We start from the raw sequence: 23,596 nt of genomic DNA, 5'->3' as shown, positions 1-23,596 counted from the left end.
CCTAAGGGTCCTAGCTATTTTTATTTTTAAGTAAATCACGTATTTCTTGAAGAAGAACAATCTCTTCTTTGATAGCAGCAGCTTTTTTCTCTTCCTCTTTTTTCTTAAGTTTATTTAAAAGCTTAATGAAAATAAAAATAGAAAAAGATACAATTAAAAAGTCTAATATATTTTGAATAAACTGTCCGTATTTAATAGTTACAGCATCACTATCCCCAGAAGCTGCTCTTAGTACATATTCTAAATCTTTAAAATTTACACCACTTGTAACTAAACCAATTATAGGAGTAATTATATCTGCTACTAATGAAGTAACTATTTTACCAAAGGCTCCTCCTATAATAACACCTACTGCAAGATCTATAACATTACCTTTTACAGCAAATTCCTTGAATTCCTTCCACATAAAAGTACCTCCTTCGTTTTTTAACACTATAATAATATAAAAAATAGAAAAAAAACAATAAATTTCTTTAAAATCATTCACATTTTTACTAAAATTTATTAAAATTAGATATAGGAGGGGTAATTTTGTTAAAAAGGAAAAATTTAAAAGAAGTTATTTATATTGAAATAGATAAAATTTATAGTATTATAGTTATTTTATTATTATTATCATTAATGATTTTTTTGATGAACTTTATTTCCATAAAAATTACTTTAAGTGTAATAAAGGTGTTATCAATTATAATCAGTATCTCAATTATGATGATTACTAATACGTTACATAATAAATCAAATAATCAAAGTTTTTATTTTTTAACTTCAACATTTTTTATAGCATCTATATTTAATATTATTGACTTCATATCTAAAGAAACTATAAATGTGTACGATGATAAGATGTTAAGATTTTCATATATTTTCCCAAAATTGTTAATTTCAATTATGTTATTTATGAATCTGTATTTTATTAATAACGGTAAAAAAACAAATACTAAAATAAAATATTGGACTACAATAGCATGTGTATTTTTGTTATGTTTTATAATAAATAGTTTTATAAACGATTTTTATACTCTTAACATATATGTTATTGGTATATCTATAAGCTTTTTATTATTCGCATCAATAAAAAATAGAAAATTTGGATTGTTAAAGGCTAATAAATTAAATTATATGTATTTTTATGTTAATTTTTTATTGATTTCTATTACGGTTAGAAGTATTAATATCATAATATTAAAAAATATAACAACTAATATAATACATGAGTATATAAATTTAATGGCATTTACAGTTTTTTTTGGATGCATATTGCAGCAACTTTTAAATAACTCATATAATACAACATTCAAGGACATGCATACAAGAAATAATAGTTTAAGTGAGCTAAACAGTAAAATAATGGGTAAAAGTATGGAATTAGAATTTTCTCAAAAAATATTATCAAAAAGAGAAGATATGTTCAAAAATCTCTTTAAAAATATACCTATTCCCATGCTGCTTTTAAACTTATCAAATGGTAGGATTCTTTTCTCAAATCCAGCATTTTTATCTATCACACAAATAAGTGGATTAAAAAAGGTAATTAATAAAAAAATACTAGAGTTTGTTAAATTTGATGATATTAAGATATTTAAAGAAGAAACATATAAAATTAATTTTGGGAAAATCTATGAAGCAGAATTAATAAATAGAAGTGAAAAAACTTGTTTAGAAATTCAATTTCTAGAAATATCTAAAGAAGATGAACAGTGCCTTGTACTTATAACTGATATAACAGAAAAGATGAATATGTATGAGATTAAAACTAGAGTAGACCATAAAAAAATAGAAGAAAAACTTAGAAGTGATTTTTTATCAAATATTAGTCATGATTTAAAAATTCCTATAAATGTAATTTATTCAGCTGCTCAGTTAGAGAAATTACTTATATCAAATGGTAATATAGATGAAGTAAAGAAGTATCAGAGAATTGCTAAAGATAATTGTATTTCTCTCATTAGGTTAACTAATAACTTAATAGATCATTCTAGACTATCATCGGATTTTTTAAAACCAAGTTTGGAGTACTGTAATTTGGTTGAGATTATAGAAGATACTATTATGAAATTAGTTGAATACGTAAAGGGAAGCAAAATTGATTTAATATTTGATACTAATGAAGAAGAGGTTTATTTATACTTAGATAGGGATTTTATGGAACGGATAATATTAAATCTTATATCTAATGCACTTAAGTACACACCTAGAAATGGGAAAATATTAGTTGAAGTTGAAGATTCAGAAAAATCAGTAGTAATAAAGGTTGAAGATAATGGGGTAGGAATGGAAGAGGAATTTGTTAATAGTGCCTTCACTAGATATGCACGAGGGAAAAACAATGAATATGTAAGAGAAAAGGGGACAGGTATAGGTCTTTTTGTAGTGAAAAATTTAATGGAACTACAAAATGGGGGTATAGAAATTAAATCTAAAGTGGGAAAAGGTACCTCTATATTTTTGAGTTTCAACAAGGAGCTTAAGGAGAATGAACATATTTGAAGAAATAGTTGATCGTTTGAAAAATAATACAAAGATAAATATGTTTTATGTTTCTATCGTAATCACAATATTAAGCTATCTAATAACTAAAGATTATAACGTTTTTTATATAGTAATAGAAATGTTGTGCGCATCCTTGACAATGGCTATAGTTTTTATAACTTTTACTAAAAAATATAAAAGTAATAGTATTTTTAATTATATAGGATATGGTTTCACTTTATTATGTTTTATTAACACAGTACATATAGTATTAATAAATTCTATGGAAGTTGGGAGCTTTGAAAGTAAAGGTACTATTTTTGTATGGTTGGCTAATAATTATTTAGAATATATGATTATAATTATTTCTACAATTTTTACTAAGATAAAACCTAAAGTTACAGACTTAATTTTTGCTTACTGTTTAGTAATATTTGGGATAGGATTGTTTTCACTTTTCACTTTCAACTTTCAGGGAACAGCATCAGAGTATCTAATTGTAGGATATAATATATGGAAATATACTGCCATATTGTTTTTTGTTGCTTTACTTTTAATACATAAGTATAAATACTACATAGGAAGAAGTGAAAGTAAGTATTTGTATACATACTTACTTCTAGTATTTATATACGAATACATAGTAAAACTTTATTTTACTTTTAGCATACAACCCTTAGTATTTGTATACATAATTAAATATCTAGCTTACTATTTTTTATATAGAGCTTTAAATGAGTATATTTTATTTGAAAGTTATAGTAGTATGTATGATGATCTACTTAAAGTTGAGGATAGGCATATTCAGTTAAATAAAACATTAAATGATAGATTAAATATTCTAAAAGAAGTTAAAATTATTCTATCTAAAAGTGAAAAAAAATATGTTTCTTTATTAGAATCAATATCAGATGGAATAATAATATTTCACTTTGATGAGATTTCTTATGCAAATAAAGCCTCAACTTATTTTATCGACATATCTTTAGATAAGGTAAAAAATATAACTTTAGGAGACACATTAGAAAAATTAGGGTTAAAGTATTCACTTTCTAATGAAAAATTTTTAGAGGAGAGCATAAACATAGAAATAGCTGGAGAAGAAAAATATTTAGATATTTATATGTTTGAATCAGAAGAAAACACTAAAATATTATTTATTAAGGATGTCACTGAAAAGAACATTAACTATAATCTTAAAATAGAACTCCAAAAATATTTAGGAGAAGAAAATGTTAAAAATGAATTTTATGCTAATATATCTCATGAACTGAGAACACCAATAAATTTAATATATACTTCTCTGCAGATTAAAGAGCTATATATACAAGATAATAATTACGAGGCTATAGAAAAAAATACAGTAGTTATAAAACAAAATTGTTTAAGACTTATAAGAACTATAAATAATTTTATAGATGCTAATAAGATTTCAGAGAATTATTTAAGACCTAACTACGGTATTTATAATATTGTGGAATTAGTAGAGAATGCAGCCCAAGCATCAGTTAGGTATATTGAAAAAATGAAAATGTCGTTGGTATTTGATTCAGAAAAAGAAGAAATATACACTATATGTGATTGGGAATTTGTACAAAGAGCTGTTTTAAACCTATTATCAAACTCAGTGAAGTTTGGAAAAGTAGATGGGGATATATATGTAACTATATATATAAATAAAGATAAGCTCTGTATAAGTGTAAAAAATAATGGGCCTGGAATATCTTCAGACATTAAGCCTTATTTATTTGATAGATTCACTAAAATAAATAAGTCATTAAATAGAGATAAAGAGGGAAGTGGACTTGGATTATATTTGTGTAGAAGCTTAATAGAACTTCAACAAGGAGAGTTAGTACTTATATCAGAAGAAAAATATGGAAATGAATTTTTAATAACATTCCCATATGAAGAAATACATATAGAAAATAAAGATTCTATATATAAATCTTTTGAAATTAATGATTTAGTAGAAAAAGTTGATATAGAATTTTCAGATATTTATTTATAAGATATGTAGACAGTGTGGGTTAGGAGTGAAGAAATTCACTCCTATTGTTTTAATGGAAGCTTAATTATAAACTTACAGCCTTTATTTATATCACTTATTAATCTTATAGAACCTTTATGTTTAAGAATAACGGCCTTAGTTATAGCAAGCCCTAGTCCTGTTCCAGGGTTTTTACTAGTTCTTGATTCATCTCCTCGTGTAAATGGATCAAACATGCTCTCAGACTTATCATTAGGTATTCCTATACCATTGTCTTCAACAATTATATTTATATACTTATTGTCCTTATAACAGCTAACGGTAATAGTTGTGTTAGAAGGATTATATTTAGTGCTGTTTATAATTAAATTACTTAAAGCTCTATCTAGATTTTCATTATCAAAAGGAAGATATATTGCTTCATCTGGAATATGAAAATTATAATTAAAGCCATTTTCCTCCATTAAAGGAATATATGAAGCTATTAAAGTTCTCAAAAACTCGCAGATATCACCTTTGTTCATAGACAATTCAAAATCCCAAGAATCTAATTTTGAATAATCAAATAAATCTAAAATTAAGTTGTTAGCTCGTTCAGAATTTCTTTTTATTACAGATAGATACTTTGTTTGTTCCTCTTGGGAGATCTGCATGTTCTCTATTAGATAATCAGAATACCCAAGTATAGATGCTAAAGGTGTTTTTAAATCATGTGATATATCTAAAATAAGCCTTTTTCTAGCTTCTTCTGATTTTTCTTTAAGACTTATTTCTTCCTCTATTTTAGAGGCCATAATATTAAAGGCGTTACTCAAGTTTTTAAATTCATTTTTATTATTTAGATTTATCCTAGTAGTATAGTTGCCTGAAGCTAGTTTGTTAGCACCATGAGTTAAAAGCTTAAGAGGTGTTAAAAAATAGGAGGAGGTTATTCTAGAATAAATATAAAAAACTGCAAGAAATATTAATAAGAATATTCCAAGACAGATAAGTATAAATTGTTTAACTGTAATTCTCTTTGGTGCTAATTCAATTTCTGTGTATTTTTCAGCTGGAATGGCTAAAACCATCAAAAAGTTTCCTTTATGACTATAAGAAGTTCTATAGAAAAAAGTATTACGTCTTTTTGCTTTGCTTTCAGGAAAAAGTCCTGAATAAGCCTCGTAAGAAGATGTTATAGAATTAATATTTTCTATAGAGAGTTTCTTTTTATCAAAAGGAGGTTTTACATTTCCAATTGTATAAATAATATTATTGTTATTGTCGACTATTGCCATATAGCCACCCAGTTCAGTTATATAACTTGCATCTATATCTTTATAGTTATCCTTTATGAAGTTTTTAGGAGATGTTGCATCAGATATATCAACATTAAAATAAAATAGAGCAACAACTGCACTAGATAGTAAGGTTAAAATCAAAACAAAAAACATAAGTATAAAGGATATAACATAATTTTTAAGTAAAAAATTTGCTAGAGTTTTTCTTTTTCTAAGTCGAATAAGTCTAAAATACTTACGCATTATTTATCTTCTCCATTTTATAACCAATACCTCGAATAGTTTTTAGATATTGAGGCTTCTTAGGGTCTTCCTCGATTTTATCCCTTATATGACTTATGTGAACCATTATAGTATTATCATCACCATAATAAGTATCTTCCCAAATAGTTTCGTAAATCTGTTTTTTAGTATAAACCTTACCCGGGTTTTCAATTAGAAGTTCTAATATCTTGAACTCCTTAGCATTAAGCTCTAGAGGAATATTATTTCTAAGTACTTCGCAGCTAGTTTTATCTAGAATTAAGTAACCTAAAACAATCCTATCATTTTGTTTTCCTGTTGCATATTTATAGTATCTTCTAAGTTGAGCTTGTATTCTAGCTGTAAGTTCAATTGGGCTAAAGGGTTTTACCATATAATCGTCCCCACCAAGACCAAGACCTAAAATCTTATCTTCGTCATTTCCTCTAGCTGTAAGAAAAATAACAGGAATTTCGCTAGTATTTCTTATGTGTCTTAATATGTTAAATCCATCTACAAAGGGAAGCATAATATCTAAAACTGCTAAGTCTATATCATTAGTATCAAAGATATCAATAGCCTTTTTCCCATCCTCAGCTAAAAAAACAGTATAGTCTTCCTTAGATAAATGTAGTTTAATTAACTCTCTTATATCATTATCATCTTCTGCAATCAAAATGTTCATCTATAAAACCACCTTTTTAAAACATTCTATGTAAATTATAGCATATAAACGAGAAGTTCTGTTTTCAAATTTTACAATATAGAAAATAAGCCTGTTTATATATTATAAAATTAGAATAGTAATTATTAAAAGCACATATAGTAAATTATGGAGTGAGGTGTTGTTATGAAAAATATTTTTAAAGTTAATGGAAAATTTAATTTGATGGATTTACTTGTAAGTGTTGCAATTCCTTTGGGTGGAGGTTTACTTGTAGGATATTTAAATAAAGGATCCATGGGAACATATAATAGCCTAGAAAAGCCCTTTTTTTCCCCACCGTCTATAGTATTCCCTATAGTATGGCCTATTCTATACATATTAATGGGGATAGCTGCTTATAGAATACGAATGTTAGGTAAGGAAGGGAAAAATGTTGCATCAGGTTTATTTACTTATTATATTCAGCTATTATTGAACTTTTTATGGCCATTCATATTTTTTACTTTCAGATTGTATGGAATATCCTTTATTGAATTAGCTATACTACTTATATTTATTATAATAACTTTTATACATTTTATTATGAAAGATAAAGTCTCAGGACTTTTATTAGTGCCATATTTAGTATGGACTACTTACGCTGGAGTACTTAACTTTTTTATATGGCTTTTAAATGAAGCTTAAAGTGACTAGACATCATATAAATATTGACCTTTAAAAAATTCACAAAATAAGGTATAATGTATAAGGCTCCTAAGTTTTGGAGCCTTATTAATTTGGAAGAGGAGATGTTTATGGCTAAAGCTCTTTTTGTTATGGAGAAACCTTCTGTAGCAATGGATTTTATTAAAATCCTTAAAATTAATGGAAATAGAAAAGATGGATACATAGAAGGAGATAAGGCTGTTTTTACTTGGTGTGTAGGACATATGGTCAGCATGAGTTATCCTGAAAAATATGCACCACAATATAAATTCTGGAATTTAAAAGATCTTCCCTTTTTACCTAAGGAGTACTTGTATGAAATTATTCCAAGTGTAAGCAAACAATTTAACATAGTTAATAGTCTACTAAATAGAGAAGATATAGATAAAGTATATGTTTGTACAGACTCCGGGCGAGAGGGAGAGTATATTTATAGACTTGTAGATAAAATGTCTGGAGAACCTAAAAAGGATAAATTTAGAGTATGGATAGATTCACAAACAGAGGATGAAATAAAAAGAGGGATTAAAGAAGCTAAACCTCTTTCTTATTATGATTCATTAGGGGATTCGGCTTATTTAAGAGCAAAGGAAGATTATCTTTTAGGAATAAACTTCTCAAGAGTATTAAGCCTTTTATACGCAAAAAATCTTTCCTCAGTATTAAAGGAAGATAAGGTTGTTATAGCTGTTGGAAGAGTAATGAGTTGTGTTCTTGCAATGGTAGTTGATAAAGAAAGAGAAATAAGAGAATTTAAGAAAACACCATTTTTCAAAATAAACGGTAACTTTTTATTAGGGGAAGAAGATCTTATTTTGGAATGGAAAAGTTATGAAGGATCAAATTATTATAATTCCCATCTGCTTTATAATGAAGGAGGCTTCAGGAAAAGAGAAGATGCGGAAGGTTTAATAAATAAACTTAAAACTTTTAATGAAGGTGAAATAGTTGAAATAAAGAAAACTAAAGAAAGTAAAAATGCTCCTTTATTATTTAACTTAGCAGAACTTCAAAATGAATGTACTAAAAGGTTTAAAATTAGTCCTGATGAAACTTTAGGAATAGCTCAAAAATTATATGAGAAAAAGATGTTAACCTATCCAAGAACGGATGCAAGGGTATTATCAAGTGCAGTTGCAAAAGATATAGGGAAAAATCTTTCAAATATATATAAGAATGTTAAAGAATCTTGGGTAAAGGAACTTTTGACTAAAATATCTGAAAATAAATGGTCATCTAAAATAGCTAAAAGTAAATATGTAGACGACTCAAAGATTACTGACCATTATGCCATTATTCCTACAGGGGAATATGCTTCAGCTGGACTTACAAAGCTTGAGATGGAAGTTTATGAGCTTGTATTAAGAAGATTTATAAGCATTTTTTATCCTCCAGCTAAATACAGCAAAACTAATATGAGCGTTGAGATTGAAAAAGAAAGATTTTATTTCTCCAAAAAAATATTAGTAGAGAAGGGGTATTTAGAGGTTTTAGGTAAAGAAGAAGCTGATGACAAGGAACTAGACATAAGTTCATTAAAGAAGGGTAAAAAGCTACCTCTTAAAGAACTTTCAATAAAAGAAGGGGAAACCACACCACCTAAAAGATATACAACGGGATCAATAATTATAGCCATGGAAAATGCAGGTAAACTTATTGAAGATGATGAATTAAGAGAACAGATAAAAGGTAGTGGAATAGGAACATCAGCTACAAGAGCAGAAATAATAAAAAAACTTATAAGAATTGAATATCTTCAATCAAATAGCAAGACACAAATTTTAACTCCAACTAAAAAGGGAGAAATGATATACGAGGTTATAAAAGAATCTATACCATCACTTCTTAATCCAACCTTAACAGCCTCATGGGAAAAGGGATTAGGTATGGTATACGGTAAAGAGATATCTTCAGATGAATTTATGCACAAACTAGAAAGCTACACAAAAACCAATATAAATAAGGTTATGCACCATAGTAACTTAATCCTATCAAATATAAATAAGAAATTACTGAAAGTTAAGGTTGTATATGAATAAAGAGCCATTGCATTAAGTTGCATGGCTCTTTTTGCATATAAAGTTTTACAAAGTATTATGTAGTTTATTTTATTTAAAAAGCGAATCAACGTAATCCTTAGCTTCTCGTAAGCCTTCACCAGTTAATTCTCTATATCTCTTTATTGCTTTAATCTTTTCTTGTTTAGAAATATAAAGATTAAACTCTTCATCTTCCAGTGCAGATACTGGAGGATTAATTGCTCCAATATGATTAGCAATTTTTTCTAACAGTTTGTTGCTTCTTTTAAGTTCACTACTTAAATTGCTAATAGTAAATAGTGCCGCCATAAACATAAAAGCAAACAATGGATATGTAAAATACTCCATAATTACTCCTCTCTTAACCAAATCAAAGATATCATTGATTTAATATATTCTACTTTAAATTTCAAAATCCTCTTTGAGTGTACTATTTTATTAGATTATGAATGAATAATGCAAAATTATATATAAGTGGAGCTAAAAATACAGTCATAATTCCAGCTATCCCTATAGATAAAGAGCTCATTGCACCTTCTGTTTCACCTATTTCTAAAGCTTTTGAGGTTCCAACAGCATGAGCAGCAGTTCCTAAAGATATTCCAACTGCTAATTCATTTTTGATTTTAAATATCTTACAAACAGTAGGTCCTACAATTGCTCCAGCTATACCAGATATTATAATTGCAATAACTGTTACAGGAACTATACCATTTAGGGATTTAGAAATTTCCATTCCTATAGGAGTTGTAACAGATTTAGCTAATAAGGATTTTATTAAGGTTCCATCTAATCCTATGTAATAAGATAAAATTATTATACTAGCTATTCCAACAGAACTCCCAACTAAAATACCAACTGTAATAGGTATTGCATGCTTTTTCAATAAAGTTATCTGTTTATATAAAGGGACAGCTAAAACTACAGTAGCAGGACCTAAAAACATATTGATAAACTTCCCACCTTCTTCAAAGTTGGAGTAATCAATTTTGAACAAGAGTAGAACGGATAAAACAATAACAATAGCTATTAAAAGAGGATTAAAGAGAGGAAACTTAGTTTTCCTATATAAAAATAGTCCTATTTCAAAAGCAATTAATGATAATATAATTCCAAATAAAGGAGAGCTTACTAAATTACTCACTTTTTTCACTTCCTTTAATCTTTTTATTTGATAGATATTGTACTATTGTTCCAGTCGATATAATTACTATGATAGTAGTTAAAATACATACAACAAGAAGCTTGTACCATGAATCCTTAATAACAGCAACGGAGGTTATTAATCCAACTCCTGCAGGTATAAAGAAAAAACTTAAATGATCAAGAAAGAAATTTGATACTTTTTCAACTTGATTAACTTTAACAACATTAGTTAATAGTAAAGTAAGTAAAATTAACATTCCTAATATGTTTCCTGGTATGGGTAAATTAAGTGCTTTAGATAAAAATTCACCTAAAAAATATACACTTAAAATGATCAGCAATTCTCTAAATAATTTCATATTAATCCTCCTTAAGTATACAGTTAACTTTATCACCATAGAGAAGATAAGTAAAATTTCAAATTGATATAGAATATATAGCTAAAACAATTACATTTTGAAGTTTTAATGGGACAAGGGGTAATTTAATAAAAACTAAAGAGAACCAAGGTTTAAGGTTCTCTTTACATAAAAATATCTAATTTAAAAATTGTTAGTTATCTTTTTTTCTACAAACCAAACAGCTTTATACATTAAATAAGCGATTATAGAAAGTAATATTATGCTCATCATAACCATATCAAGTTGTGCTACCTGACCACCATAAACTATTAAAAATCCTAAACCTTCTCTTGCAACTAAAAATTCACCCATAATTACACCGACCCAAGAAAGTCCTACATTTATTTTTAATGCAGAGATTAAAGTTGGTATAGAAGCTGGAATAATTAAGTGTTTGAGAATTTGAAACTTATTTGCCCCAAAGGTTTTTAATAGAAGAATCTTTTCTTTATCAACTTCATTAAAACCAGAGGCAACACTTATAATAGTAACTATTATAGAAATCAAAAGAGTTATTACTATTATAGACTTAATTCCATTACCTGCCCAGAATATTATAATAGGAGCTAATGCAACCTTAGGTAATGCATTTAAAACAACTAAATACGGATCTAAAACTTTAGCTGTAAAGGGGGAAGTCCATAGTACTATAGCAACCAGTGTACCTAAAACTGTACCTAAAGTAAATCCGATTATGGTTTCATAACAAGTTACCCATATATGCCTTAGTAATATGCCACTATTATAAAGTGAAATTGTTGACTTTACAATTCTACTTGGTGAAGAGGTTAAAAAAGGATCTATCCATTTGTTGTCAGCAGCTATCTCCCACAATAGCACAAAGGCAACAAGAATAAAAACCCTAACAAATCCAACCTTGAATTTTTCAATTTTTAAATTTCTAAGATAAAGTTTTTGACTTTGAGATATTTCGGCTTTATTATTGTTCATCTAAATCCCTCCATATTTCATCAAAATATTTTCTGAAGTTTTCCTCTTTTCTTTTTTTGAAAGGAGTATCTGCATTAGGAGAGAAGACTAGATTTAATTCTCTTTTTATATAAGCTGGCCTTTTTGATAATATAATTACCCTTTTAGCTAAAGATATAGCTTCACTTATATCATGAGTAACCATAATAGCAGTTTTGCCTTCATTTTTAATTATTTCATAAACCTCATCACAAACCTTAAGTCTAGTTTGATAATCCAAAGCAGAAAAAGGTTCATCTAAAAGTAATAACTCTGGATCTAGAGTTAAAGTTCTAATTAAGGCAACTCTTTGCCTCATACCTCCAGATAAATCAGAAGGTAATCTATCTTTAAATTCCCATAAAGAATAGGACTTAAGAAGTTTCTCAGCTTTAAGAAGCTTTTCCTCACTAAGTTGATGTTTTATCTTTAATGGAAGAAGTACATTATTCCACACAGAAAGCCATGGAAATAGATGATCCTTTTGAAACATATATCCCATCCTATCTTTGTGTAGTTCTATGGACTCACCATTAAAAGTGATTTCACCAGAGGAGGGAGCTATAAGTCCACTTACGATGTTTAGTAGTGTAGATTTTCCACAACCAGAAGGGCCTAAAATAGTTATAAATTCACCCTCAGATAGTTCAAGATTTATATTATTAAGAGTTTTAACTTCTCCAGATTTTGAATGATAGTTTAAATTTATATCTTTAAGTTTTAATAAACTCATATTCTCACCTGCCTTTAAAATAATATGTACAAGGAACAGTTAATAGTTAATAGTGAAGAGAGAATAGTTAAGAGTTAAGGATGAAATTCGACTACATTAACTCTTAACTATAAATTATTAATTTTTTATTATTTAGTATCAGAACATAAGAATACTATTTACTTAATTTAACTTCACTAACTGCTTTTTCAGAAAAACTATTATTAACTATCTTATTAAATTCAGGACGTTTAGGCATAAGAGAGCTGTCATAGGATTGTATAATATCCATTAACTTAGTTAGGTTTTCTTCCTTAACTGTTGGAAGCTCTGCAAATGCTTCAGCTTCTCTATAATTTTTAACAACATTAACTAAGATTCCTTCATCTGTTCCAGGGAAGAAAGAGGCTATAGCTTTTGCAACTTCTTCATCTGAAGCTTTAGCTACCCATAATTGACCCTTATAAATTGCATTAGTAAAGGATTGAATGGTATCAGGATTATTATCCATATAAGATTTTGTAGCGAAGAATCCAGTATAAGCAATAGGACCTGCTTCTTTTCCTATAGAGCTAACAATATACGCGCCTCCATCTTTTTCTAAAACAGAAGCTGTAGGTTCGAATAAAGCAACATAATTTCCAGTGCCTGCCTTAAAAGCAGCTGCTGTAGCAGTAAAATCTAAATTAGTAACAAAATTAACATCAGACCCAGGTTTTAATCCATGATTCTTAAGAACATATTCTAAAGTCATTTGAGGAACACCACCAGGCCTTCCACCTATTACAGTTTTACCTTTTAATGAACTCCAATCAAAATTCTTCTCATCACTTCTGCTAACCAAAAATGAACCATCTCTTTGAGTTAAAGTTGCAAAAAGTACAGGATAATCTTCTCTGCCTTGATTGTTAATATAGACAACTTGTTCTGGACCTGCAAAACCTATATCAGCATTTTTACTAAGAACTTGCTGCATTGTTTTGTCTGCAACCCCTTCCAAAATGCAAGTAGGCAGAAACCCTGATAAAAACAAGGTTTCTGCCTATGTAATAATTATAAAATATTCTACAATAATTAGCAAGATTGAAAATTTAGTCTATGTTTAAGAATAGAGTGGGTATTATTAATGATTACATCTTTACATACTTCTTTTTTTGTTTCGTATAAGAAATGAGGACGGATTGATTACCCATTTAATCTTATGTCCAATATGTTTGTTTTATCAAAATCTATTTCTAAAGAATGATCTATGTAAATTCTATCGCCACAATAGACTGTTGCACCATAATCATATTCATCATTAAATGTGAAGTCTATTCTATATACTTCTATTTCACTAAACCATGTTCTATATACTTTTTCACCAATCTTATTTTCATAATATGATGTTAGTACATCTTCACAGGCACTAAACCAATCTATGTAGTTTATTACATACTTTATTACATCTATTAATTTAATACTAGTAGATACATATATATAAATTTCGTCTAATTCTTCATCCTTCATTAAATAGTTAAATATTCTTACGCTTGTATTTAAATTATAGCATATATAACTACTATCGCTATCTTCTTCATTTTTAATGAAGTTACTTAATTTAAGCATTATTAAACTTCCTTTCCAATAAAATTAATTTATCTATTTTAATAACTTAATCTATAGACATGAATCTTTTAAATTCATAATTCTAAAAGCTGCCTTCTGTTAACGCATCATATCTGCTAATTATATTTTTCTATATACACAATCAATCAGATATCTTGGAGCAGTATCTTCTAAAAAGGCTCTATTACCACTAATATCTTTAATTTTATCTATAAACTCGCTATAAGCTAATATACACTCTACCAATTAGGGTATTGAAGAGTTAATAAATTGGTGAGGTTCAATATTCCACCTATTTAGAAATTCTATAGATGTAATCATCTTATTACATCCTTATATTAGTTCAATTAGTTTTTTATTTAATTCTTTAGACCAATTATAAGAGTGTATAGCATCTCTATACTCAAAATAAAATAATCCAATAATGATATTTGCTTTTGGTATACAAACTATACACTTAATATCTCCTTGTCTCCATGATTGAGGCATTATTTGTCCACTAATACTCCTATACAGATTTTGAGCACAGTCTATATTTTTAAATAGCATATCTATCAGATTATCTGAAGCGATACTATTTCTTTCTCCATAAGTATCCATAGTTGATTTTTCTATATTAACGACTACAGAATAAAGAATATTAGATTCTTTAATTAAATGAATTAATTCTGATGAGAACATAAATACATCTCCATGCTTTGTTATATTTAGTGAATAATATCTTATAATTGTTATTTTACTTAATTATACAGTATATAAGCATATGGTTACAATATTTTACATGACTTATATATTCAATGAAGAAGTATCACCAACTAAGTTGATTTATAAAGTCTTATTAGCCAAGTTTATATTTTCCATAAATTCCTTTATTGTATAAATATGATACAATTTATTTATAATTACAAAGTAATAAAAAGCAAAGGAGAACGAACTTAATATGGATAAGGAATTGTTTCAGAAAGCTTTAGAATTAAATGATGGAGGAGAACGAATTTGTAAGGAATCATTAAATCATTTGACAATAGCCTTTATTAATAAATTTAATATTCATGATGAGGTTACAGACTTTTTAAGAACATTTTCCTTTAATCGAAATATAAGATTTAAACATGTGTATTTTGATAAAGTAAATGATATTGCTGATAATAATACTTATGAAAGTAATATAAAATGTATATTAGAAGGTTTGTTAATAATAGGTTCAGGCTTAAATGGAGACTTAATAGTTTTTGATTTGATTAATCAGAAGGTGGGATATGTATTTCATGACGATTTATGGGAAGATGAAAGCATAAATCCTAGAGATATATTTATAAGTTTAAATTGTACAATTGGGGAATTTTATTATAAATCTATGATAGATGAAGATTTTCCTGTTGACGGTTTACAGGCAGAGCAATATATTAGTTAAGTCATATTATTATATAATTGTGAACTATAGAGACGGGATAAGTTTAATATTTCATATAAAAATACATGTATGTTGTTCGGTATGTAAAATAAGAATAATTGTTATTTGAAGAAAGGGGCTAAAATAATGAATTATTTTAATAAAGAATGGTGTGAATCATGTCAAAGAATTGGACTCCATTTAATCTTGGAAGAAGATAAACAAGCAGAAATATTTTCAGAAGAATACTTTCAACAATTATATAATCAAAAATTGATTGAGTTCCTAGATTCATGGAAGGAGATTGCCAGCATTACCAACAAACCATTTGATAAAGAAAATTTGACTAAACAATTTGAAGACAGTTTTATATATAATCAAGAATATACTAAAAAACTACTTCCACAAGATATACTTATAAAAATAGCAGATATTAGAGTTTATGTATTAAATAAAGCAACACATCAAGTAATAAATGATGTCGCTTTATTTTGTGAGTACAATAAACAGTTAGTTGAGAGAACAATTAAACAATATAATAAACATTATAAAAAAGTATTGAATTCATTTAATAAAAATGTAATTGAAAATATACACTTTCATGATTGTATTATTACTGATATAAGGCAATCAGAAGAATCCTTATCAATAACATTTGATAATTCAAATGGGTTTACTGACATATATGAAGTGCAGTTTCATAATTATAAGTTAATTAATCAAGATAATTTATTGAAATACTCATGGTGGCTTCATGATGAGATATATATAACAAATGGTAAATATGAATTACAAGTTTTGCTTGAAAATAAAAATAGCAATTTAGTGGAGTTTAGTGTTTATGCTGAACATATTTCCTTTAAACGCAATCAAGTAGATTTGCAGTAGTTCTAAATATGAAATTATTACGAAGTAAATAGTTCTTTGAAAGTTGAATAATACGGTTTTGGATAAATATGATATAATTATAAATAATCTGCATTGCAAAAAGAGGTGGTTTAATGAGAGTACGTGTTTATGACAAAAAAACGAATACGTATTTTAAGTCTGAGGTCTATGCAATTATTAACTCTGGATATTATGAAAAACTATTAATTTTGACTCCTAGTAATATTGGGGATTACTTAATGTTTTATGATTATCTTGATAAAACAGAAAAAGAATTGCCAACCCTTATTAATAAAATTTTACCTAATAGACCACATGAATGGATAACCATAAGGTCTAATTCAGTAGATGAACAATTAAATAAATATAAACCATTATTAACAGATGATATTAAGTTTTTTGAGTATATTGGATTTCCATGGATATGGGAAGATACCGATACCTTAATTAAGTTATTACATGGAGAAAGAATATCTCTAAAAGGTAGTATTTTTGAAAACAATTTATATAGCGAAATTATACAGACAAAATGGAACTATGTTGAAACACAAGAAGATGCTGATATATTTATGGAATTAGCTTGCGATTTACATGATTCTGTTATAAAAGAAATTAATTATATTAGTGGAGCTTACGTAGATTCTAATAAAGCCATGTATCCATTAGATGATTTGAGAAGAGTAACTGTTAAAATTCAAAGTCAACAATGCTCTGATTTGGAAATGGTTTTTGAGGGGGTTACTGCACTTAATATAAGACCAGCTTTGGATAATTACTTTTCTGATATTTCTGGTACATCATTGATTGTAAAAGATGCTTCTTTATTCTTTTGTGATGATTGCTTAGATGTTATTGATACATTATACAACGGCACATGGATTCTAGCATACAGTTTAAAGTGGAGATTTGTTAGCAATAATATTTAATGTGAGTGAGTTTTGTGAATATAATCTGTTTATTTACAAATTTCAAATTTTATAGTTGGATAAAATGAGTATAGCATAAAGTTAAGTTAACTCACATTTTTCTTAATATTATACAGATAAAATTTAATACAAAGTTACGATAATACCGTAAATTCATTTGAATAATACGGTATTTTTTAGTTCGCAATACAAAAATATTTCGAATAAGTGTTTTTTTGAAAATTGAATAATATGGTTTTAGATAAATATGATATAATTGATTTAAAATTGTAGAGTACTAACAGGTAACTATGGGGTTTAGCCAACTTTTGGTACCAGTTTTTTATATAAGGAGTTACGTGGTATGTCTGAGAATCTTTTTAAGGAATATGATAATATTTTAGATTTTAGAGAGTATATGCTTCAATATGCAGAAGACAATTATGATCTGCTTCGTGATACTGTCGAAAATAACAAATCTATAGTTAGGTATAGCACCAATGCTTCATATCTCGGATTTTTTTGTCCAAGTTTAGTTTTGGATAAAATCACAAAGGGATTTACAAAAGGAAGATTACTAAAATCAATACCAAAAGGGAAAAAAGGATATGTTATTTATGAATTGGACAGTAATGGAAAACTTTTAAGAATACAGGAAGTTAATTCGTTTGGTACAATATTTGAAACTTATATCATTAGGAAAGATGATGAAGAATTTAGTGTAACAACTCTCGAGGGCAAGAAATGCTCTGTAGTTAGCAGTACAAGAACTATTTATGATAATGACAAGTTAATTAGGTTTGATATTATGAGTTCAGCAAGTATAAGGTCAGAGATTTATTTTGATGACTCATATGATAGCAAAAAAGTACATTGCGATGAGTATTACTATGTTCCTAATCTAAAGGGTTCAAATAAATCAATACAAATTGGTGAAATTGGAAGTCCTATGAAACTATTTAATATGATAATAGAGTTGGACGAAAAAAGGAATGTAGTTAAAATCGAACATGGAGAATTTATTAATGGAAAAACTGAAATGTCTTATATCTATACTAAATAGTAATCAGTAGAGGAGATATTATGGTTGAAATATTATTATCATATGCTATTTTGTTGTATGTAAGATTGATTTCGGATGAAGAATATAAGAAAAATCTTGATGTACAGTTCCTAGATCATCCTGATAATGATTTGTTATTAGAATTGGAATTAAAAACTTTAGATATACAAGCTACAATTAAAACTATTTTTGATTACTGTTTAGAGAATAATGTTGATTTTGATACTTTTGGCTGTTTCTTAATTAGTAAGTTAGAAGAAATTTATTATAAAGATGATATGGATATACAGTTATTTGGATCAAAGATGTATTCAATATGGAGAGTGTTGCCATCAGAAATTCAAAGCAAGGAACCATTTTGGACTTTGTGTTATGCTGATGACCCTTTGTCTTGGGGTGATGAAAGTCAAACAAGAGAACTTTATCAAAAGATGTTTAAGTATTATAAATAAAATTAAATATAAAGCTATAAAAACACCGTATTATTCAAAGGAATTTACGGTGTCTTTTAATTTGTATTTCAAAAATAGTATCATACTCATAGAATATCATTTAAGAATACTTCTGGGACATTATTCTTTCTAAGCTTGTATATTTGTGTTTTAGTCAAAGGAACTTTATAAGATAAATTTCCTTTTGAAAAGCATCCTGTCAATATTCTCTCATATAGTCCAGAAATAAATTGAAACCATTCAGTACTATCATTAATCTTATTAAGAAAATAGTAATAACCATCTGCTAAATAATAAGTATTTATGGCAGTTGCTAGCTCACAATTTCTATTATCAATAACCATTTGAGGTGTATGGAAACCATCATCCCAATTGTAAGCAGAAATAAGAATATCCAATTGATCTGAATCCATTTCTTTAATATTAATCATTTTACATCTCCAACACCTAGTTAATTTGTAATAGTTCTAATAGTCAAATTATTCCTATTTAATGAGATTGTGATTAGATTTACCAAACAGTTCTGCAAAGCTGCAAATGGTATCCAATTCTTGTTCAGTAAATCAACCAGAACCTCTGATAAATACAGGGTTTCTACCTAATGTGATAATTATAAAATATCTTACAATAATTAGCAAGATTGTAATAATAAAATATAGTAATGATAATTAATTGTAATATCTTAAAGCTGAGTGTATTAAAAGAAATAGCAAATTAATTAAGAACATTTTTTCTAGAATAATAGTTTATATAATGTTCTAATAATAATCATACATTCAGATTCAAAGCATATTGATATTATATAGGAATTAACTCTATTTGGTACCTTAGAAGGAGTTTAGATATATGTGCATAATATGTTTTTTATCTGACAATAGTCAATATTTATTAAGACATAGTGCTATGATAAGATCAGATAGATTGGAACATACACTAGATAATTATAAAAATGAGTTTAAAAGCTATTTTATTGAGAAAATAAATTCTGATATTTGTTTAGAATATAATACAGAATCAAATATTTATATTAAAACAGAACTTGCTAAATTGAATTATGAAGAAATAGATAGGTTTTTTGAAAAAATAAAAAGTATATATATAAATTGGATTAATACAGAAATAGAAAGTGCTATTAAAAAAATGGAAGACTTAGTTGCTTTGTTTAGCGATAGTATTTTTGAAGATAATTTGAATTCTAAATTACTTTTCCGAGGTAGAATAAGTAAAGGGTTTATCTCTCATTGGGATATGTTTCATATACCATTTAATAGAAGATTTTTAATAGATAATCAAAGATATTCATTGATAGGACAACCTATATTATATTTTTCTTCTAGTCCTTATGGTGTATATAAAGAGCTAGGAACTTATAAAGACTTAAGAATATCGAGATTTTTTGCAAAAAGTGATAGTTCGTTTAGAATATTTGAAAACATAAATAAATTTGAAAAATACATTAAAATTGTTTCTGACAAAAAGATTAATTCTAATTATAATATTACGGTTAATCAAATGATTGAGAACTTGATTAATGGCATGGTTAATAATGATGAGATTATGAAAAGTGATACAATAAAAAATATGTTGTTTTCAATGATTCTTTCATCATGTTGTAGTTTTCCTAGAAGAGAAGACACAAAAGAATCTACTTTTTCAGAAGAATATATTTTACCTCAAATATTAACAATAGTTTTAAAAAAGATGAAATATAAAGGCATTAAATATATATCTACTAAATTGTATGATGATTTAAATATTATAAAACAAAATGATTTGCCAACTATAATGTATAGTAATTACTGCATTTTTACAGATTATAAAGAGGATAAAAGCCGAGAAAAGACTTATGTATACGATAGAGACTTATATAATTGTTTTGATTTATCCAACCCAATATCTTTTCATGAAAAAGTAAATGACGAGTTTTATGATATAAAGGCATTAATACTATTAATAAAAGAAATTGATGAAGATGATAACATAGATGACTATCTTAAAAATATCTCATACGAAGTTGAAAGTATTTTAAAAATACTAGAAGAGTTAAGATATAAATCAAAGGATGTAAGTTCTAAAGATAAAATATCAAAGAAAAATAATAATAATGACGAATATAAGGCTATAGAAGATTTTGTAAATTTGCATATATTGTTTATTAGGAATGTGTTATTAAATATAAAAAATAAGGAGGTTTAAAGATGAAAAAAGTAGTGAATCTCTTTGAATATACGGGCACCCAAAAAGCAGATACTGCAGAGCTTGGTGAAAAAGTATTCAAAAAGTTAAAACCTCAGATAAAAAAATGTTTAGAAAACAAAGAAAAAGTTGTTATTGATTTTTCTCAAATAACTTCGGTTACAACTAAATTTTTAGACAAAGCAATTGGCAATTTATTTTCAACCACAAATGTAGAAAAACTAGCAGATTTGATTACCTTTAGCGGACTAGATGATTCTAAAAAAAGAAAACTAAAATGGGTTATTAATATAGCTATAAAACGAAATCAGATGGTGGAGGCAGAAGTAGTATAACCAAAAAAGCTTAATAAGAGAATCCTCTTAATTTAAAATTAAGAGGATTCTCTTTACACATTCAACGAAGCATTAGCCCCAACCAAGTTTATCTCTAAAGTTTCATTGTCCCAGGTTATGTTTTCGATAACTTCTTTGATGATAACTCTTTTGGCATCTATGTCTTCTATATAGTCAAAGAATTCTTTTATGGTCTTTATGTGTGATGAGATGCTTATGATTTTGGTGTCTATGTCTTCAGCTGCCATTTGATCTAAGTTAATCTGACTTAATCTTTTCTCATGAGATAGGTTTTCGCTTTTTATGGTCTTGAGTTCATTTTCTATTAGTTTAATGGTGTCAGAGTCCTCAATTAGAGCAAGTTTTCTTATAAGGCCTTGTATTAGCATGTTGTTATGGGAGATGGTCTTTTTAAGGTTGTTTGACTCGTTTTGTAATTCTTGTTTTGTTGCTTCAGAGTTTTCATTGCTGGAGTATAAGTTAACTATGGTTTTGGTGTCTATGTTTTTTAGAGCATTTATTATTGCATCTTCAGCAGCATAGGCATTTAACATTTTAGTTGAGCATCTGGTACTAGCTCTATTTCTAAGTTCACACCTATAGTATTTTTCAAGTTTATTTATCTTCTTATTTAAGTGGCTCCATGCAGTCATGCTGCTACCACAGTTAGCACATTTAACTAAACCAGATAACAAGAATCTATTACTGGTATTAGAGCGTGGAGAAGGTTTGGATAAGTTACTCTTTAAAATCTCCTGGCATTTTAGCCATTCTGAAGAAGGAATAATACCAGGATGAAGAGCAGCTGATATGATCCACTCATTAACAGGCTTATCTTTCCTACCACCTTCACGCTTGTTATAAACCATTAATCCATGTTTACCATCAAATTCATTGCATAGAGTAGCTCCAAACTCATTAAAGTAATTATATATCTTATCATCTGCAAAGGTGTATACAGGGTTAATTAAGATTTGGAGAACTGTATTCCTAGAGAAGTTTCCACCATTTTTACCTTTAACATTGTTAGTGCAAAGGTGCCTTGATACAGTGGAGGTACTTCTTTTTTCAAGATATAGAGAGAATATATTTTTAACGATAGACATTTCATTATCCACAACTTCAAGCTTATACATCTTCTTTATATTTTCCTTACCTGAATATTCAACAGGAACGGATTTAAAGCCAAGTGGAGGAGTACCACCAAGCCAACGTCCTGTCTTAGCAAGTTCAAGCATATTATCCTTTATTCTTTCAGCTATAGTTTCACGCTCCAATTGAGCAAAAACTGAGGAGATATAGACCATAGCTCTACCCATAGGAGAAGAAGTATCAAACTGTTCTTTTATGCTAACAAATTCAATATTATTCTTCTGTAACATTTCAAGAGTAGTAGAGAAGTCAGCAACATTACGAGAGATTCTATCAAGCCTATAACATATTAAATAATTAAAACGCTTTTTCTTGGCATCACTTAATAACTTTTGAAAGTTGGGTCTATTAGTATTGCCTCCAGAGAAACCTTCATCTTCATAGATAAGAAAATCAGTTATTCCAAGGTTATTACCATACTGTTTACACAATTCTATTTGATTTTCAACAGATTCACCTTTCTCAGAGAGTCTGCTTTTTCTACTATATATTGCAGCTATCATAAATTCCCTCCATAAGTTGATTAGTTATGTAATTGAAACGTGTTTTTGAAAAGAGAACAGATCTAAGTTTACATTCAATAATTTCATGAGTAACCCTAAAGTAATCAGCTAGTTCTCCTATAGATGGGCTAATAGATTTATTTATAGCCTTAGCAAGATCAAAGTCACTAATCAAGAAATTAGCAGCCCAAGTACGAGCTTTAAGTTCTTGCTTTGATTTCTCTAATTTTTCAGAGTAAGTTATACATTCAACAGTTAAATCACCCATAGAAGTAAAGTGGTGACCTAATTCTTCAGCTAGTATTGATAATAAAGTTTTTTCATCTTTAAGTATTTTTTTATTAATACCTATGATTGGAGGGAGACCAGGATACTTTATGTAAGCACCTATCATGTTTTTATAAACAAACTTAACCTCATCAATAACTATGCCATTTTCCTCAATAATATTATAAATATCTAATAGAGTGATCATTCTAA

Annotated in this window: 25 protein-coding genes; 11 read left to right on the top strand and 14 right to left on the bottom strand. The window is 27.5% G+C overall.

Features of this window, described 5'->3' with window-relative positions:
• Positions 1-10: 10 nt before the first annotated feature.
• A complete protein-coding gene (gene mscL, locus BUA92_RS18155; RefSeq protein ID WP_073021990.1) occupies positions 11-406 on the bottom strand; it encodes a large-conductance mechanosensitive channel protein MscL in 396 nt (131 codons plus the stop codon).
• 125 nt (positions 407-531) lie between these two features.
• Between mscL and BUA92_RS22895 the strand changes: the two genes are divergently transcribed.
• Together BUA92_RS22895 and BUA92_RS18145 are read left to right on the top strand one after the other, a co-directional pair.
• On the top strand, positions 532-2,487 hold the full coding sequence (locus tag BUA92_RS22895; RefSeq protein ID WP_083553586.1) for a PAS domain-containing sensor histidine kinase: 1,956 nt from the start codon (positions 532-534) through the stop codon (positions 2,485-2,487).
• The gene (locus BUA92_RS18145) at positions 2,474-4,480 is read left to right on the top strand and encodes an ATP-binding protein (protein WP_073021987.1); all 2,007 of its coding nucleotides are present in this window, start codon (positions 2,474-2,476) and stop codon (positions 4,478-4,480) included. The genes BUA92_RS22895 and BUA92_RS18145 overlap by 14 nt, the downstream gene beginning before the upstream one ends.
• Before the next feature lie 41 nt (positions 4,481-4,521).
• On the opposite strand, the gene BUA92_RS18140 is transcribed toward BUA92_RS18145, so the two are convergent.
• Positions 4,522-5,982, bottom strand: a complete 1,461-nt coding sequence (locus BUA92_RS18140; protein WP_073021985.1) for a sensor histidine kinase — start codon at positions 5,980-5,982, stop codon at positions 4,522-4,524.
• Complete coding sequence (locus tag BUA92_RS18135) at positions 5,975-6,667, bottom strand: response regulator transcription factor (protein WP_073021983.1); 693 nt, start codon at positions 6,665-6,667, stop codon at positions 5,975-5,977. The genes BUA92_RS18140 and BUA92_RS18135 overlap by 8 nt, the downstream gene beginning before the upstream one ends.
• Positions 6,668-6,832: 165 nt before the next feature.
• Here BUA92_RS18135 and BUA92_RS18130 point away from each other — a divergent pair, with 165 nt between their 5' ends.
• Both BUA92_RS18130 and BUA92_RS18125 read left to right on the top strand, forming a co-directional pair.
• Positions 6,833-7,333 carry a TspO/MBR family protein gene (locus tag BUA92_RS18130; RefSeq protein ID WP_073021981.1) on the top strand — a complete coding sequence of 167 codons (501 nt, stop codon included), beginning with the start codon at positions 6,833-6,835 and terminating at the stop codon, positions 7,331-7,333.
• Between the two features lie 110 nt (positions 7,334-7,443).
• Positions 7,444-9,393, top strand: a complete 1,950-nt coding sequence (locus tag BUA92_RS18125) for a DNA topoisomerase (protein WP_073021975.1) — start codon at positions 7,444-7,446, stop codon at positions 9,391-9,393.
• Between the two features lie 69 nt (positions 9,394-9,462).
• Here BUA92_RS18125 and BUA92_RS18120 read toward each other — a convergent pair whose 3' ends face one another.
• The 8 genes from BUA92_RS18120 to BUA92_RS18085 form a co-directional block, all read right to left on the bottom strand.
• A complete protein-coding gene (locus tag BUA92_RS18120) occupies positions 9,463-9,741 on the bottom strand; it encodes a ribosomal protein L7/L12 (RefSeq protein ID WP_073021969.1) in 279 nt (92 codons plus the stop codon).
• Between the two features lie 82 nt (positions 9,742-9,823).
• The gene (locus BUA92_RS18115; RefSeq protein WP_073021968.1) at positions 9,824-10,537 is read right to left on the bottom strand and encodes an LrgB family protein; all 714 of its coding nucleotides are present in this window, start codon (positions 10,535-10,537) and stop codon (positions 9,824-9,826) included.
• Entirely contained in the window at positions 10,530-10,898 is a 369-nt protein-coding gene (locus tag BUA92_RS18110; RefSeq protein ID WP_073021966.1) for a CidA/LrgA family protein, read from the bottom strand. Before BUA92_RS18110 ends, BUA92_RS18115 begins: the two co-directional genes overlap by 8 nt.
• A 183-nt stretch (positions 10,899-11,081) precedes the next feature.
• Complete coding sequence (locus BUA92_RS18105) at positions 11,082-11,891, bottom strand: ABC transporter permease (RefSeq protein ID WP_073021965.1); 810 nt, start codon at positions 11,889-11,891, stop codon at positions 11,082-11,084.
• The gene (locus BUA92_RS18100; RefSeq protein WP_073021963.1) at positions 11,881-12,642 is read right to left on the bottom strand and encodes an ABC transporter ATP-binding protein; all 762 of its coding nucleotides are present in this window, start codon (positions 12,640-12,642) and stop codon (positions 11,881-11,883) included. Before BUA92_RS18100 ends, BUA92_RS18105 begins: the two co-directional genes overlap by 11 nt.
• Before the next feature lie 154 nt (positions 12,643-12,796).
• Positions 12,797-13,597 carry an ABC transporter substrate-binding protein gene (locus BUA92_RS18095; protein ID WP_083553585.1) on the bottom strand — a complete coding sequence of 267 codons (801 nt, stop codon included), beginning with the start codon at positions 13,595-13,597 and terminating at the stop codon, positions 12,797-12,799.
• A gap of 209 nt (positions 13,598-13,806) precedes the next feature.
• Positions 13,807-14,229 carry a hypothetical protein gene (locus tag BUA92_RS18090; RefSeq protein ID WP_073021962.1) on the bottom strand — a complete coding sequence of 141 codons (423 nt, stop codon included), beginning with the start codon at positions 14,227-14,229 and terminating at the stop codon, positions 13,807-13,809.
• A gap of 333 nt (positions 14,230-14,562) precedes the next feature.
• Positions 14,563-14,910: a hypothetical protein gene (locus tag BUA92_RS18085; RefSeq protein ID WP_073021959.1), complete on the bottom strand. Its 348-nt coding sequence runs from the start codon at positions 14,908-14,910 to the stop codon at positions 14,563-14,565.
• Between the two features lie 259 nt (positions 14,911-15,169).
• Between BUA92_RS18085 and BUA92_RS18080 the strand changes: the two genes are divergently transcribed.
• The 5 genes from BUA92_RS18080 to BUA92_RS18060 all read left to right on the top strand — a co-directional run bounded on the left by BUA92_RS18080 (position 15,170) and on the right by BUA92_RS18060 (position 18,930).
• A complete protein-coding gene (locus BUA92_RS18080; protein WP_073021957.1) occupies positions 15,170-15,643 on the top strand; it encodes a hypothetical protein in 474 nt (157 codons plus the stop codon).
• 126 nt (positions 15,644-15,769) lie between these two features.
• Positions 15,770-16,510 (top strand): DUF4085 family protein, encoded by a 741-nt coding sequence (locus BUA92_RS18075; RefSeq protein WP_073021955.1) that lies wholly within the window; start codon positions 15,770-15,772, stop codon positions 16,508-16,510.
• A gap of 113 nt (positions 16,511-16,623) precedes the next feature.
• The gene (locus BUA92_RS18070; protein ID WP_073021953.1) at positions 16,624-17,436 is read left to right on the top strand and encodes a hypothetical protein; all 813 of its coding nucleotides are present in this window, start codon (positions 16,624-16,626) and stop codon (positions 17,434-17,436) included.
• 343 nt (positions 17,437-17,779) lie between these two features.
• Positions 17,780-18,478, top strand: a complete 699-nt coding sequence (locus tag BUA92_RS18065) for a hypothetical protein (RefSeq protein WP_073021950.1) — start codon at positions 17,780-17,782, stop codon at positions 18,476-18,478.
• A 20-nt stretch (positions 18,479-18,498) separates the two neighbouring features.
• Positions 18,499-18,930, top strand: coding sequence for a hypothetical protein (locus BUA92_RS18060; RefSeq protein WP_073021948.1), 432 nt, complete (start codon positions 18,499-18,501; stop codon positions 18,928-18,930).
• An 86-nt stretch (positions 18,931-19,016) separates the two neighbouring features.
• Here BUA92_RS18060 and BUA92_RS18055 read toward each other — a convergent pair whose 3' ends face one another.
• Entirely contained in the window at positions 19,017-19,361 is a 345-nt protein-coding gene (locus BUA92_RS18055) for a DUF4274 domain-containing protein (RefSeq protein WP_073021945.1), read from the bottom strand.
• A 415-nt stretch (positions 19,362-19,776) separates the two neighbouring features.
• Here BUA92_RS18055 and BUA92_RS18050 point away from each other — a divergent pair, with 415 nt between their 5' ends.
• Positions 19,777-21,126, top strand: a complete 1,350-nt coding sequence (locus tag BUA92_RS18050) for a hypothetical protein (RefSeq protein ID WP_073021943.1) — start codon at positions 19,777-19,779, stop codon at positions 21,124-21,126.
• A 2-nt stretch (positions 21,127-21,128) separates the two neighbouring features.
• Positions 21,129-21,461, top strand: a complete 333-nt coding sequence (locus BUA92_RS18045; RefSeq protein ID WP_073021940.1) for an STAS-like domain-containing protein — start codon at positions 21,129-21,131, stop codon at positions 21,459-21,461.
• Positions 21,462-21,514: 53 nt separating this feature from the next.
• On the opposite strand, the gene BUA92_RS18040 is transcribed toward BUA92_RS18045, so the two are convergent.
• Positions 21,515-23,116 carry a recombinase family protein gene (locus tag BUA92_RS18040; RefSeq protein WP_073021938.1) on the bottom strand — a complete coding sequence of 534 codons (1,602 nt, stop codon included), beginning with the start codon at positions 23,114-23,116 and terminating at the stop codon, positions 21,515-21,517.
• Entirely contained in the window at positions 23,097-23,591 is a 495-nt protein-coding gene (locus tag BUA92_RS18035) for an ImmA/IrrE family metallo-endopeptidase (RefSeq protein WP_073021936.1), read from the bottom strand. Before BUA92_RS18035 ends, BUA92_RS18040 begins: the two co-directional genes overlap by 20 nt.
• Positions 23,592-23,596 lie beyond the last annotated feature (5 nt).

Origin of the sequence: Clostridium intestinale DSM 6191, assembly GCF_900130055.1 — a bacterium.
Taxonomy (GTDB): Bacteria; Bacillota; Clostridia; order Clostridiales; family Clostridiaceae; genus Clostridium_T; species Clostridium_T intestinale.
The sequence above is the reverse complement of the archived record's forward strand: the minus strand, read 5'-3'. Positions and strand labels throughout refer to the sequence as shown.

Bases quoted from the DNA above. Each gene is read 5' to 3' on its own strand.
- mscL (WP_073021990.1), bottom strand. From the start codon at position 406: ATGTGGAAGGAATTCAAGGAATTTGCTGTAAAAGGTAATGTTATAGAT.
- BUA92_RS18145 (WP_073021987.1), top strand. From the start codon at position 2,474: ATGAACATATTTGAAGAAATAGTTGATCGTTTGAAAAATAATACAAAG.
- BUA92_RS18140 (WP_073021985.1), bottom strand. From the start codon at position 5,982: ATGCGTAAGTATTTTAGACTTATTCGACTTAGAAAAAGAAAAACTCTA.
- BUA92_RS18135 (WP_073021983.1), bottom strand. From the start codon at position 6,667: ATGAACATTTTGATTGCAGAAGATGATAATGATATAAGAGAGTTAATT.
- BUA92_RS18130 (WP_073021981.1), top strand. From the start codon at position 6,833: ATGAAAAATATTTTTAAAGTTAATGGAAAATTTAATTTGATGGATTTA.
- BUA92_RS18125 (WP_073021975.1), top strand. From the start codon at position 7,444: ATGGCTAAAGCTCTTTTTGTTATGGAGAAACCTTCTGTAGCAATGGAT.
- BUA92_RS18120 (WP_073021969.1), bottom strand. From the start codon at position 9,741: ATGGAGTATTTTACATATCCATTGTTTGCTTTTATGTTTATGGCGGCA.
- BUA92_RS18110 (WP_073021966.1), bottom strand. From the start codon at position 10,898: ATGAAATTATTTAGAGAATTGCTGATCATTTTAAGTGTATATTTTTTA.
- BUA92_RS18105 (WP_073021965.1), bottom strand. From the start codon at position 11,891: ATGAACAATAATAAAGCCGAAATATCTCAAAGTCAAAAACTTTATCTT.
- BUA92_RS18100 (WP_073021963.1), bottom strand. From the start codon at position 12,642: ATGAGTTTATTAAAACTTAAAGATATAAATTTAAACTATCATTCAAAA.
- BUA92_RS18095 (WP_083553585.1), bottom strand. From the start codon at position 13,597: ATGCAGCAAGTTCTTAGTAAAAATGCTGATATAGGTTTTGCAGGTCCA.
- BUA92_RS18090 (WP_073021962.1), bottom strand. From the start codon at position 14,229: ATGCTTAAATTAAGTAACTTCATTAAAAATGAAGAAGATAGCGATAGT.
- BUA92_RS18085 (WP_073021959.1), bottom strand. From the start codon at position 14,910: ATGTTCTCATCAGAATTAATTCATTTAATTAAAGAATCTAATATTCTT.
- BUA92_RS18080 (WP_073021957.1), top strand. From the start codon at position 15,170: ATGGATAAGGAATTGTTTCAGAAAGCTTTAGAATTAAATGATGGAGGA.
- BUA92_RS18075 (WP_073021955.1), top strand. From the start codon at position 15,770: ATGAATTATTTTAATAAAGAATGGTGTGAATCATGTCAAAGAATTGGA.
- BUA92_RS18070 (WP_073021953.1), top strand. From the start codon at position 16,624: ATGAGAGTACGTGTTTATGACAAAAAAACGAATACGTATTTTAAGTCT.
- BUA92_RS18065 (WP_073021950.1), top strand. From the start codon at position 17,780: ATGTCTGAGAATCTTTTTAAGGAATATGATAATATTTTAGATTTTAGA.
- BUA92_RS18060 (WP_073021948.1), top strand. From the start codon at position 18,499: ATGGTTGAAATATTATTATCATATGCTATTTTGTTGTATGTAAGATTG.
- BUA92_RS18055 (WP_073021945.1), bottom strand. From the start codon at position 19,361: ATGATTAATATTAAAGAAATGGATTCAGATCAATTGGATATTCTTATT.
- BUA92_RS18050 (WP_073021943.1), top strand. From the start codon at position 19,777: ATGTGCATAATATGTTTTTTATCTGACAATAGTCAATATTTATTAAGA.
- BUA92_RS18045 (WP_073021940.1), top strand. From the start codon at position 21,129: ATGAAAAAAGTAGTGAATCTCTTTGAATATACGGGCACCCAAAAAGCA.
- BUA92_RS18040 (WP_073021938.1), bottom strand. From the start codon at position 23,116: ATGATAGCTGCAATATATAGTAGAAAAAGCAGACTCTCTGAGAAAGGT.
- BUA92_RS18035 (WP_073021936.1), bottom strand. From the start codon at position 23,591: ATGATCACTCTATTAGATATTTATAATATTATTGAGGAAAATGGCATA.